This is a genomic window from Cognatishimia maritima, assembly GCF_900129685.1.
Taxonomy (GTDB): Bacteria; Pseudomonadota; Alphaproteobacteria; order Rhodobacterales; family Rhodobacteraceae; genus Cognatishimia; species Cognatishimia maritima.
The window spans coordinates 431,032-442,899 of the sequence record NZ_FQWM01000002.1 but is presented as its reverse complement, the minus strand read 5'-3'; the positions used below and the strand labels follow the sequence as shown (position 1 = coordinate 442,899).

The following is an 11,868-nucleotide window of genomic DNA, read 5'->3' as shown; positions in this document are numbered from 1 at the left end:
TTAGACATGAAGCGAACACTAGGGACGTGTTATTACCCGGAGCACTGGCCAACAGAGCTCTGGGCGAAGGACGCTGAGCGAATGGTCGATGCGGGCCTGACGTGGGTTCGCATTGGTGAATTTGCATGGTCTCGACTGGAACCGACCCCCGGTGATCTGCGGTTTGATTGGCTGGATCAAGCGATTGAGGTGCTGGGTAAAGCAGGGCTGAAGGTTGTTCTCGGCACCCCTACCGCGACGCCGCCGCGTTGGATGGCAGACAAACACCCTGACATGTTTGCAGTCGATGTGAATGGCAATCCGCGTGGGTTTGGCTCTCGTCGGCACTACTGTTTTAGCAACGCAGGCTATCGCGCCGAAAGTGCGCGGATCGTTGAGCTGTTTGCGAAACGCTATGGCGATAACTCCTATGTTGCGGCGTGGCAGACAGACAATGAATATGGCTGCCATGGCACGACGCTCTCTTATAGCGATGCCGCCTTGCAGGCCTTCCGCAAATGGCTGCGCGAAAAATACCAAACGATCGACGCGCTGAATCTGGCTTGGGGTAATGTGTTCTGGTCGATGGAGTACAATGATTTTGACCAAATTGGCCTGCCGAACTTGACAGTAACAGAGCCTAATCCAGCCCATTCTTTGAATTTTCGCCGGTTCAGTTCTGACCAGGTTGTCAGCTACAACCGCATGCAGGCAGAGATCATTCGCAAATATTCCAAGGCCCCGACCTCGCATAATTACATGGGGCGGATCACCGATTTTGACCATTTCAAAGTGGGCGACGATCTGGATATCGCCACGTGGGACAGCTATCCGCTTGGCTTTCTTGAAGATCGCGTTGGCGCATCGGTCGAAAAGCAACGCGCCTATGCGCGGCAGGGGCACCCTGATTTTCAGGCCTTACATCACGATCTCTACCGCGCGGTTGGCAAGGGTCGCTGGTGGGTAATGGAGCAGCAGCCCGGCCCGGTGAATTGGGCGCCTTACAACCCAGCGCCGCTACCCGGCATGGTGCGGCTTTGGTCGTGGGAGGCTTTTGCACATGGTGCCGAGGCCGTGTGCTACTTCCGCTGGCGTCAGGCACCAATGGCGCAGGAACAGATGCATGCGGGTCTATTGCGCCCGGATCGCGCGGACGCGCCCGCCATGGCAGAGGCAAAACAGGTTCGTGATGAGATCGCAAAGGCGCCGGACGTTGCGCCCGCGCAAGCGCCTGTTGCGATGATATTCGACTATGACGCCGAAGCTGCATGGGCTGTCCAGCCGCATGGTGCGGGCCTGAGCTATTTCTGCCTGTTCTTCGAAACCTATCAGGCGTTGCGCAAGATGGGGCTGTCGATTGACATCCTGCGCCCTGAAACACGAGATTTCAGCGGCTACAAAGTGGTTTTGGCACCGGGGTTGATGCATATGCCTGAGGGTCTAAAACAGGCTCTAACACAGGCGAATTCTGTAACTGTGATCGGACCGCGCGCTGCGGCGCGGGATGGCGAGATGACCATTCCAACGCCGCTGCCGCCAGCCTTACCGGGGCTGGATGTGACCGTGGACCGCGTGGAATCCATTCGCCCGGATACGCCCATTGCGATGCAGGGCGGCGGCGCAATCACAGGGTATCGCGAGATGCTTGTGGGCGGCGCTGAAGTGGGCTTGGTTGCAGAGGACGGTGTGCCTGTGACGATGTCGTCAGGAAACATCACCTATCTGGGCGCATGGCTTGATCAAGCCGGTATGAGCCGTGTATTAACGCCCGTCATTGAAGCGGCTGGTCTAACCGCTCTGTCTTTGCCCGAAGGGTTGCGCCTGCGCGACACGGCGACAGAACGGTTCTGGTTCAACTATGGCACAGAGGCTGTGGCGTATGACGGGCGCCAGTTTGCGCCCGCCTCCGTCACGCGCGAATTGCTGCCAGAATAGAGCCTCTTAAAGCCGAAAATGCGGGTATTAACGAAAGCACGCTGGTTGCTGATAGAAACGCTGCAACCAGATGCACCTCTGTCCATCCAAGACCAGTTGGCACAGAGATCTGTGTCCGTTCCGAAACGATCTGACCAAGGACCTCGCTTGCCACAAGGCCTAAGGCGACGCCCAGCAGGCTGCCCGTGATTAGCAATGTGGCTGCGTAGCTCCAGACCACGCCCAACACGAAACGACGAGGCGCGCCGATGGCGCGCAGTAGGCCCAACTGACGGGCAAAGAGACGGCTTAGGATAAAGAGGCCCAACAGCACCGAAATCGCCACAAGGATTTGCGATACAAGCGCCATGATCGACATTGCCTGCCGCATGTCGCCCATGATGCGGTAGAGGTTCGACAGGACCGCCCCCGGAAAGAAGGCCATGGTTTCTAGGTCCCGCGTGAACTGGCTTTGCAACAGATAGGTTCCCGCCAGACTGTCCGCTTGAACAATCACCGAAGGCGTGCCGGGGAAATACTCTGGGTCAAAAGGCGCGCCAAGGTGTGTGTCCTCAAGCGCGTGACCATTGGCAAGGCCGTGCGTCTCCCAAACGCCTTCAATGGGTACTATCAGCGCCCGATCCCAAGGCGACCCGGTGACAGGCATGCGCCCGACCACCGAAATCTCAAAACCGTGCCCGCCTTCAACGGCGTCACCAACGCCATGGGAGGGTTCAAACGTATCGCCAATGTTCAGGTCAACCAAAGCCCCGACGACCGCCTCATCTGTGGTCTCGAATTGCTGCCCGTCGATGGCACCATCCGTCAGGTGTTCCACAAAGGCAGCGGTCGTGCCGACAACAGGATTGCCTTCATAACTGTCACCAAACGCCAGCGGTGCCGCCGTTTTCACGCGCGGATGGTTGGCGATTTCGGCGTATGTCTCTCCATCCAATAACGGCGTGTTACTGGGCTGTAGGAAGACCGTGGCCAGCATCATCGTCAGTTCTGAACCCGGCGCAGTGATCACGAGGTCAAACTTGTCTGCGGCCATTGCCGACCCCAATCGCAGCCCACGTTCTTGCGCCAACAGCCCAATTCCCATGCCAACCGATATGGCAATCAGAAGGACAAATATGCCATTCGCCCAGCGAAACCGCCACAGCATCGCCCGCACCAGAGGCAACGGGGCATAGCCATAGGTCAATCCCACACCAAGCGCCAAAATCGGCAGGGTCAGAGCCGCAAATAGACCAACATCCTGCGCCGTTGCGGAAAGGCTGTGCCAAAGATCCATCATGCCACCACCCCGTCTTTTACCGTGATAACACGGTCCATTTGGTCCAGGACACTTTGGTCGTGGCTAACAACAATCAGGGTGCGCCCTTTGCCTTTGGCCTGCGATACGAGGTCCGTCGCAAGGGCATCTGCGGCATCCCGATCCAAATTGGCGGTTGGCTCATCCGCTAGCAATATCGCGGGATCATGCGCCAGGGCGCGCGCCACCGAGATGCGCTGTCGCTCTCCGCCAGAATAGGTCGTGACGTCGCCGGTATCGCGCGATACCCCAAGCTGTTTCAGTGTTGCGCTGGCGGCGGTGCGCAAACCCGCACGTGCCGTTTTGGGCCGAAATAGAGACTGTATCGCCCCATTTTCAAGTGGACCGAGTTCATCAAACAGAAGGAAATCTTGAAACACGATGCCAAGATGATCGCGACGAAACTTTGCTTTTGCTGTTTGGTTTGCGGCAGTCAGATCGACGCTGCCCCACTTTATCGCGCCGGTGCAATTCTGCTGAAGCCCAGCCAGCGCAAAAAGGAGGGTTGATTTCCCGGCCCCGGATGGCCCTTTGATGCCAACAGCCGCGCCTGCCGCAATGTCCAGTTTCGGCGCGGAAAGCAAAATGCGGCCCCGGTTGCTGGAGACCTTTAGGTCGCGTACAAACAATGCGCCGATTGCGTCAGCCATAGGTGGCACCTGCCAGCCGAATGAGGGACAAAAACCCTGTGTTAGGGTCTGTTTTCGCCCCCAGTTCAAGCACACCAGTGGTTTTGATCCCGACAGTATATGGGATCACCTTCACCGTCCGTTTCGTGTAAACCGTCAGAATATTGTCCGGCCACTCCGCTTCGGTTTCACAGAAGGGGCAAACCGACATGGGCATCTTGGTCAGGACAAAAAATTTCGATTGCGCCTTTAAAGGCGGCGCCATGTACCCAGAGACCGTCACACGCTGACCTTCAAGCTGCAAAGCGAGGGCAGAAAAGGAGCCGTCCCGTTTGTAGAGTTCTCTTAGCTTTAAAGGCGTATCAGCCGCACTAACGGTCGCTGACGTTCCAAAACCCAGCGACATCGCCAGCCCGGTGGTAAAGTGTCGGCGCGTAAACATCATTGAACCCTTTCTGCAAAAAGTCGGGGCGCGGCCAGAAACCGCGCCCCGTTTGTAGCTGTCGCAAGCTTAGTTGGAAACGTTAACTTCTGCCGCGTGCTTCATTACGTGGAACACGTAGTTCTGTTCGATGGTGCCATCAAACAGGTGTGCCCAAGGACCTTTTGCGTAAACCGCGACGTCTTCACCAGAGTGAGTTTCAGAAGACATTGGGATCAGCGCCTGCTGGGTGTAGTCCAAGTCGGTCGCTTCTTCCTGTGTCAGGTCCGGGCGAACGCCGGCCCAGTTCATGTCTTCACGCAGGATGGAGCCTGCGCCATTCAGGTAGGTCGCGATGGTGTAAGGCTTGCCGTCTTTCGCCAAGCAAGGCTCGCCAGTGTGCTCTGTTGTGGTATTGGAGATACCCATGCAAAGACCAGTGATATCCGCGCCGCGACCTGCATAGCCGGAGAACGCAATCGCGTGCTCGTGGTCAGCTGTCACGATGATCAAAGTGTCTTCGTCATTGGTCAGCTTGTCAGCCATGGCAACTGCATCGGTAAAGGCGATACCGTCACGGACAACGCGTGCAAGGTTGCCGGCGTGGTTGGCGTGGTCAACGCGACCCGCTTCGACCTGCAAGAAGAAGCCATTTTCGTTGCCTTGCAGGTTTTTGATGGCGACTTCCACCATCTCTGCCAAAGAAGGCTCACCGCTGCGGTCCGCTTCGTACTGCATGTGGGAGGATTCAAACAGACCCAAGATTGGTGCGTCTGTCGTAGCCGCAGCGATGGTCTCGTCGTTCCAAGCATATTGAATGCCCAAAGACTTCGCGCGGTCGATCAGGTTTTCACCTTCGGCGCGCTTACCTGTTTTGCCTTCTTCGTCGGTGATGTCCTTGCCGATGAAGTTGCGGCGACCACCGCCCAAGGCGACATCAATGATGCCCGCTTCCATGGCGTCGACCAACTGTGTCGCGATGTCTTTCTGCGTCTCGCAGCCTTCTGGAAGAGATGCTTCGTAGTTGCGATCAACGGAATGTGCGTAGCCGGAGGCCGGTGTCGCGTGAGTCAGACGTGCGGTGGAGACAACGCCTGTGGATTTGCCAGCCTCGGTCATGATTTCGTTCATGGTGGAAACAAGGTTGCCTTCGATTGAGGCACAATCAGAGCGGTTCACCGCTTCGTTCACACCCAGAACGCCCGCGTCGGTTTTTACACCGGACATCATCGCAGTACCGGTACCAGCAGAGTCAGGTGTCTGTGCGTTGACGTTGTAGGTTTTGACCAGCGCGAGGTTTGGGAACGACTCATGTGGCAGAACATGTTCGTCCCCAAAGTTGCCAGCTTGCTGACCCGCAAACAAACGCGTCGCGTAGTTGGTGCCAACGCCGTTGCCGTCCGCGATCAAAAGGATCACGTTTTTCGCGCGGTTGGTGTTGATTTCTTTTGCCAGTTCGGCAGCCAGACGTGCTTGGCCTGCTTCGTACCATGCGTTGGTGGCTTGTGGCAGATGACCTTCAGCACCGGCTGCGGTTGCAGCCATCAGCGCGATCGCGGAGGCGGTGAATTTCGTTTTCATGGGATACTTCCTCAGGGTGGATTGCCCGGCGGGAGTATGAGGCCAACGTTACGCATTCGCGACAGAGATGTGACGGTTCAGTGACGGGGGCAGCGCGGGAACAATTTAGTCGCAAATCTTGAGTTCGCCCTCGAGATCGCTGTCCAAGTTTTCGATACGGATACCAATTAACTCTCCTGACAGTCCGTGTGTGCTCGTACGCCAGATTGTTGTTCGCGCATTGCCGGGAAACCGATCACGCCGTCGAATGCGCTGTGTATATTTCTTCCCGTTTTCGTCTTGCAATAGCAGTTGCATTGAGCCGATCTCAAAATCCGTGAAGTCCAAGCTTACTGTTTCTTGAAGGGGCAAGGGTTTCTCAAAGCGGATTTCGGCGTCTGAACCTGCTTCAAAACTTAGTGCATGGGATTCTGTTTCCGCCGAACATTCTCCCGCAATCGCGCCTAAAATTTGCCGAAAATCGTACTCAATCCAGTTTGAAACATAGACGGCTGGAAACTCCCAGATCACGATGTCCGCTGACCCCGGAGCCAAATCGCGATAGGCATATGCTTCGAAAGCTGTCACCGTAAGTCCGCCGGTCAGAGAGAGGTTCTCGACCTTATTCTGCAGGGCATGTTCAAGCTGCGCGGCCCAGCGAAAGCGATCACCACCTGAGGAGTTCCCAAAGCTCGTCCCCAAGAGAACGATCTTCTTGCTGTCTCCCAAAGCAGGGTCGCCAAAAAGTTGATCAGCGAGCTCTTCGGTACTGTGAGCGACAGGAACAACATTCGGCACCATCATTTCATGTTCAGGTGGCTCAATCCCGCAGATTTCTTCAATTGAATTGTTAAACGTGCCTTTGAATGTTTCGAGTTCAAAATCACCGAAGATATAGCGAGGCTCATCATCGGAGACGTCGATTTTGCCTGCATTCTGAAGTGCTTTGGCTAAGGACCGCGCCACTACGCCTGCGCCCTCTGGTGTCCAGTGGGTGTCTCGCGGAAAATAAAAGCTGTCGCCTTGTGCTATATCGGATGTCAGAATCTCGTCTGCATCTGGCGTAATAATCCCTGCAGAATTTAGTTGCCCGAGCATTTCACGATAAATCGCACGCGCGTCTTCTTTTTCAACCTCATCTAGGAAAGGTACGAAAATACCGCGCTGCGGCGCATTGGCAATCACGAGGGTCGCGCCAAAATCGTCGGCGAGTCGGCGCCTAATTTCAGCAAGAACATCGATGGCGCTTTGCCGATAAGTGTTTGATCTGATGTCGGTCGTCCGACTGATCCAGCCGCTTTCCTCATCGACAGTCAAAAAGCGCATGTGGCGATTGTCAGGCTCATAGCTTTCTTCCTTCAACAGCGCATCGCAGAAGAGTTGAACCTTTTCCGCAGCAGCCGGTTGGGTCAGCGCGCATAGAGCAAGGGCGGCGAGGAGTGTGTGTTTCATGGCTGCTCCTTCGGGTCGATGGTCAGATAGCGTTCTGGAATTTCCCAGATGACCAGACTCGGTTTGTTTTCGGTCGTTTCAAGTTCAGCGATAAATGCATTCATAGGCGCGAACGGTCCTTGGCCCATCTGTGCCAGATTAAGGATGTCGACGCCACTCGACAGTTTCAAGGCGCTTAGAAATCCCCAATGCTCGATGGCGGAAAAACTGGTACCTACAAGACGTCCCTCTGGCTCAGGCGCATCGCCAAAAAGTCCAAGGTCGCTACCGTCCTGCGTAACTTCAAGGATCAAGATTTCTTCGGGCTTTGGACCGCTCCAATATACGAGGGGAGGCGTCGCGACGAACTTCACCAAATCTCCGTTGATCTCGGTCGTTTCGTCAGCGCTATGGGACTGAAAATCGATGCTTTGCGTGGCTTTTTCACGAATGGCAGGGGCAAGGACCTGAGCGGCGGCGCTGGCTCCAGCCGGAGACCAGTGTGTATCTGTTTTCATGTAAGCTTGACCGCCTTGCCGCGCCTGATGAAGCGCTGGGCGTAGATCGGTAAAGGCGATCCCATCAGCGGAGAGAGCCGCCAAAGTCGCTTCGTACCGTCCGTCCAACACGCCGGGTCTGGCGACAGAAAGTTGGTCGGCCATGATCCTCGCTTTGTCAGGGATGAGCGCGATGATGACAGCGACATCATGCGCCTCAACTTTTCGGGTGTAATCCACGATTTGACCGAATTTAGTGTGAAGCCGCTCTTCATAGTCTGCGGGGATCTGAAATTCTTCCGCAGAGAAAAGCCACCCATTCTTCCCAACGACGACATTTTGAGTGCCTTGTCCAAAGAGCAGATACTCAAATGCGCGGATCAGCGATATCGATGCGTCCTTGAAAGGGAAGGCATTGGTATATTCCGTTTCCAGCTGGTTTTGCGTTTCGCCATCCTTAAATGGGGCTTGTGTTGCGCTGGACCAATCGGAGTTGATCGCGGAAGTGACGCCAAACGCTCCAATCAATCCAATGAGCAAAAGGCCGGATATTTTCTCAAGCATTGGCATCAGAACTGGAAATATAAGAAGGGTGAGTAGGTGCTTGCGCTCATTTTTACCGTGACGAGGGCAAGGAGGGCGGTGTGCGCGGCCGTGCGCGTCGCGGGTGTGTTGAAGATAGCTTTGTCACTAGCTGTGCGCGGTAGGAAACAGAGGGCCGACGCCAGTGCGAGGATCGCAATTTCGCTCGTACGAAGCTGCCATGCGATGGCGTCAGAGACCCCAAATCCATTCAGACCGAACATGCCCTGATACATCTGCAGACTTTGCGCGACTGTGGGTGATCTAAAGATGACCCAACCAAGGACCACCAAAAAGAATGTAAAGGGCAGGGCGATGCGCTCGGGCCACACGGATTTGGATTGCTTTGAACCCATGACACGCTCCAGCGCCATAAGGCCGCCGTGCCAAAATCCCCAGATGATGAACGTCCAGTTGGCACCGTGCCAGAAGCCGCCAAGGACCATTGTTAGCACAATATTCCGAAGTGTTTTTGACTGGCCCAAGCGATTGCCGCCGAGTGGGATATACAGGTAGTCGCGGAGCCAGCTCGACAGCGTGATGTGCCACCGTCGCCAGAATTCTGTGATCGACCGGCTAATATAAGGTCGGTTGAAATTCTCTGGGAAATTGAAACCGATCATCAATCCGAGGCCGATGGCCATCGCCGAATAACCTGCAAAATCGAAAAACAGTTGGAACGTATAGGCGAGCGCGCCAAGCCAGCTTTCGACAAACGTTGGGTTTTGGCTTGCAAAGATCAGGTCAGCCATTGGGGCGAGGCTGTCAGCGATTAGCACTTTCATCGCGAGACCGATGATAAAACGGTACATGCCGCGGGTGAACTTCTCGAGGCTGTGCACCCGCGTTTTGAACTGTTCCGCCAAATCTTTGTAGCGCAGAACAGGTCCCGCGATCAGTTGCGGGAACATCGCACTGAAGGCTAAGAAATCGATGAACCTGTCCGGGGGCGGAGCATCCTTGCGGTACATGTCGATCAGGAAGCTGATCGATTGGAATGTATGAAACGATATTCCGATGGGCAGCAACACGTCATAGAAATCGAGACCATCTTGGCCCGCAAACGTCAGGATACCGTCGATGTTGTTCGCAAAGAATACGGCGTATTTGAAATACCCAAGGACCAGAAGGTCAAAAACAACGCCCATAACAAGCGCGCGCTTGCGAACTTTCTCGGAGGTGCTCCGCAGAGTAATTTGTGCAGCCAGGTAAGTCAGAGCAGAAACGCCAAAGATCAGCAGCACGTATTCTACGCGCCACCACCCATAAAACGCATAAGAAGCGCCACAGATGACATAGGATTTCAGGCGCGAGGGACTCGCGTAGTAGAGCGCCAAGAACGCCGGGAGGAAAAGGAATACAAAGAGATGAGTGGAAAAGACCATCAGTTCTTATTTGATGTAAAACCACTGGTGAATCGGCTGACGGATCCATCGTTGCCAACCAAGTAGGTCACATGCTGATTGCGCTTGAAGATGACCTTGCTTGGTTCGCCTAGCATGGCGTCTCCGTCAAATATCGCAAGCTCAACGGCAATGGGATTCACTTCGCGATGTGCGATTTCGAATGGGGCGATTGGCGCGACGACAGCGATCTTCCCGTCTGCGGTTTTGAGAGAAATGGCTTCGGCGGGTGATAGGTTGATCAGCGTTGCCAACACCTTTTCCCGATTCCGTGCAGGTTCGACATGAATGATCGGAGCGGTGTCGCGTCCCGGAATGATGGTGACATACTGTCCTGCCTCTAACCCTTCATGGTTTGCGGCGCTAACGACGAGATAGTCTTGAGATGCCAATAGGTCGTCCGGGATTGAAAGGCCGAACAGGTCGGGTGCATCAAGCGTCTCGTAGCCGACAAAGCGCACAAAGCCAGCATCTTCGGGCGGGGGCGCATCATAAAGGCCATCATCTACGTCATCAGAGAAAGCGGTGGTGGCCGCTGCAACGCAAGAAAGAACTGCCGCTGGCAGAAAAAAGCGCCGTTTCATGTGCTCGTCCCAAATAGGTTTTTTGTGAAGTTACATCCTCTGCCAGCGGACACAAAGCGTTTCGATGGAGCGAATGCGAATTCTAAAGAGAATGATGCACGTGCGCCAAAGGGAACCATGGCGCACGGGGTAGAACTTTACGAAGACCTCAGTTCACGTTGCGCCGTTCGGCAATGGCACGGCTGATTTCGTAAGACGAGTTATAAAGCAGTGGTCCGTGGATGCAGGTATCATAGACCCCGGCGTCGCGGCATAGTCGCAGCATCGCTCGGATAGTTGATGAGGTTGCTCGCCCTGTGATTGGACCTGAATAGAGCCCAAGATCGCGCAATTCCGCCTGCACCAAATAAACAAAGGCTGTGAATTCATTGGATCTCAATCCCATTGCGCCGGATACAAACTCATCTCCACCCAAGCCGCGCACCGTAGCAACAGAGTCCCGTGTGCTTTTGCTGTGATTGTCTCTGTCGTAGGTCGCAAAGAACAACTCGCGATAAAGCGTGTTTCCGGACAAGATCGGGCGATAGGTCTGAACTGCGGCAGCATGCTTCGCGCGCGCGCCGGGGATTTTCCAGCGAAGGACACGCAGGGCTCGCAGATACGCTTGAGCCGCCCTGCGGTCACCGTTGTCGGCTGCGGATTTGATCGTCGCGAGGACACTATCAAGGTCCAGTGTGTTAATGCGGCGAGAGCGGCGCTCCCACAGTTGAATTGCTTCCATAGCGGCGTGAAGGTCACCTTCTTCGGCCTGCGTTTCCAACCATTTTGCGCCAAAGGCTTTGTCCGAGTTGTCCGCGAATTCGCCAAGGAAGTGGAGCCGCGCGAATTCCGCCTCAGCGCCGGCTATGTCATTATCTATAGCAGACTGATAGGCGGCAAAGGCAGCCTCTGCGTCACCGGTCGCCAGATGGGCTTGCGCTAGGCTGAGCCAAACCCGATTGTCGCCGGCATCTATGGCTTTCTGATAAAGGGCGACAGCGGCTTCAAGGTCCTTGTCCTGAGCAGTTCCACGCAGCGCAAAGTCGGCCAGCCGTTTTAGTGCAGGGGCATAGTTTTCATCAGCAAGACGTTCGTATTCTGCGATGGCGGCTTCCATATCTCGGTCAACGCCTGTGCCAAATTCGTAGGCTCGTGCCAGTCGATACCTTGCCCAGGGTTTGTCGGTTTCCGCAATGAGTTCGCGCAGAGCAAGCACCCCGCTTTCAGGTACGGAAAGTTCACCGAATTTGCCGCTGATATGGTTGCCTGCCCAAACCTGTTTAGAGAATTGATGGCCGCGTACGATGCCGCGCTCTAGCGCTTGGATTGCTTTTTCGTGGTCGCCCATTTCAATGTAGATGCTCGCCATACGAACAAGCGAGGTGTCGCGACCAAGGTCGGCTGACTCTTTGTGAAGTTCTAGTGCGCGCCCAAGATCGACGGGTCCATTTATACCAAGCCGGAGATCCTCGGCCTGCTGGTAGAGCGAGCGCTCTGACTGAGCATAAGCAACGCTACCAAACAAGGCAGCAACAACGAAAACAGCGCCGAGGAGGCTACGCATTTTATGT

Annotated in this window: 10 protein-coding genes; 1 reads left to right on the top strand and 9 read right to left on the bottom strand. The window is 55.3% G+C overall.

Features of this window, described 5'->3' with window-relative positions:
• Positions 1-6 precede the first annotated feature (6 nt).
• On the top strand, positions 7-1,914 hold the full coding sequence (locus BUA39_RS07625) for a beta-galactosidase (RefSeq protein WP_072792431.1): 1,908 nt from the start codon (positions 7-9) through the stop codon (positions 1,912-1,914).
• Here the strand turns inward: BUA39_RS07625 and BUA39_RS07620 are convergent.
• From BUA39_RS07620 to BUA39_RS07580, 9 genes are all read right to left on the bottom strand, one after another.
• Entirely contained in the window at positions 1,889-3,193 is a 1,305-nt protein-coding gene (locus tag BUA39_RS07620) for an FtsX-like permease family protein (RefSeq protein WP_072792429.1), read from the bottom strand. The genes BUA39_RS07625 and BUA39_RS07620 overlap by 26 nt on opposite strands.
• Positions 3,190-3,861, bottom strand: coding sequence for an ABC transporter ATP-binding protein (locus tag BUA39_RS07615; RefSeq protein WP_072792427.1), 672 nt, complete (start codon positions 3,859-3,861; stop codon positions 3,190-3,192). The genes BUA39_RS07620 and BUA39_RS07615 overlap by 4 nt, the downstream gene beginning before the upstream one ends.
• Positions 3,854-4,282: a hypothetical protein gene (locus tag BUA39_RS07610; protein ID WP_072792745.1), complete on the bottom strand. Its 429-nt coding sequence runs from the start codon at positions 4,280-4,282 to the stop codon at positions 3,854-3,856. Before BUA39_RS07610 ends, BUA39_RS07615 begins: the two co-directional genes overlap by 8 nt.
• A 69-nt stretch (positions 4,283-4,351) precedes the next feature.
• Positions 4,352-5,842 (bottom strand): alkaline phosphatase, encoded by a 1,491-nt coding sequence (locus tag BUA39_RS07605; RefSeq protein ID WP_072792425.1) that lies wholly within the window; start codon positions 5,840-5,842, stop codon positions 4,352-4,354.
• Between the two features lie 105 nt (positions 5,843-5,947).
• Positions 5,948-7,183: an alginate O-acetyltransferase AlgX-related protein gene (locus BUA39_RS07600; protein ID WP_165610497.1), complete on the bottom strand. Its 1,236-nt coding sequence runs from the start codon at positions 7,181-7,183 to the stop codon at positions 5,948-5,950.
• Between the two features lie 86 nt (positions 7,184-7,269).
• Positions 7,270-8,313: an alginate O-acetyltransferase AlgX-related protein gene (locus tag BUA39_RS07595; RefSeq protein WP_165610496.1), complete on the bottom strand. Its 1,044-nt coding sequence runs from the start codon at positions 8,311-8,313 to the stop codon at positions 7,270-7,272.
• Between the two features lie 5 nt (positions 8,314-8,318).
• Positions 8,319-9,716, bottom strand: a complete 1,398-nt coding sequence (locus tag BUA39_RS07590) for an MBOAT family O-acyltransferase (protein WP_072792419.1) — start codon at positions 9,714-9,716, stop codon at positions 8,319-8,321.
• Positions 9,716-10,318 carry an alginate O-acetyltransferase AlgF gene (locus tag BUA39_RS07585; RefSeq protein ID WP_072792417.1) on the bottom strand — a complete coding sequence of 201 codons (603 nt, stop codon included), beginning with the start codon at positions 10,316-10,318 and terminating at the stop codon, positions 9,716-9,718. The genes BUA39_RS07590 and BUA39_RS07585 overlap by 1 nt, the downstream gene beginning before the upstream one ends.
• A 148-nt stretch (positions 10,319-10,466) precedes the next feature.
• Positions 10,467-11,861 (bottom strand): tetratricopeptide repeat protein, encoded by a 1,395-nt coding sequence (locus BUA39_RS07580; RefSeq protein ID WP_072792415.1) that lies wholly within the window; start codon positions 11,859-11,861, stop codon positions 10,467-10,469.
• Positions 11,862-11,868: the final 7 nt, after the last annotated feature.

What these genes read in the sequence shown, in the direction of transcription:
- BUA39_RS07625 (WP_072792431.1), top strand. Translation starts at nt 7, where the DNA reads ATGAAGCGAACACTAGGGACGTGTTATTACCCGGAGCACTGGCCAACA.
- BUA39_RS07620 (WP_072792429.1), bottom strand. Translation starts at nt 3,193, where the DNA reads ATGATGGATCTTTGGCACAGCCTTTCCGCAACGGCGCAGGATGTTGGT.
- BUA39_RS07615 (WP_072792427.1), bottom strand. Translation starts at nt 3,861, where the DNA reads ATGGCTGACGCAATCGGCGCATTGTTTGTACGCGACCTAAAGGTCTCC.
- BUA39_RS07610 (WP_072792745.1), bottom strand. Translation starts at nt 4,282, where the DNA reads ATGTTTACGCGCCGACACTTTACCACCGGGCTGGCGATGTCGCTGGGT.
- BUA39_RS07605 (WP_072792425.1), bottom strand. Translation starts at nt 5,842, where the DNA reads ATGAAAACGAAATTCACCGCCTCCGCGATCGCGCTGATGGCTGCAACC.
- BUA39_RS07595 (WP_165610496.1), bottom strand. Translation starts at nt 8,313, where the DNA reads ATGCTTGAGAAAATATCCGGCCTTTTGCTCATTGGATTGATTGGAGCG.
- BUA39_RS07590 (WP_072792419.1), bottom strand. Translation starts at nt 9,716, where the DNA reads ATGGTCTTTTCCACTCATCTCTTTGTATTCCTTTTCCTCCCGGCGTTC.
- BUA39_RS07585 (WP_072792417.1), bottom strand. Translation starts at nt 10,318, where the DNA reads ATGAAACGGCGCTTTTTTCTGCCAGCGGCAGTTCTTTCTTGCGTTGCA.
- BUA39_RS07580 (WP_072792415.1), bottom strand. Translation starts at nt 11,861, where the DNA reads ATGCGTAGCCTCCTCGGCGCTGTTTTCGTTGTTGCTGCCTTGTTTGGT.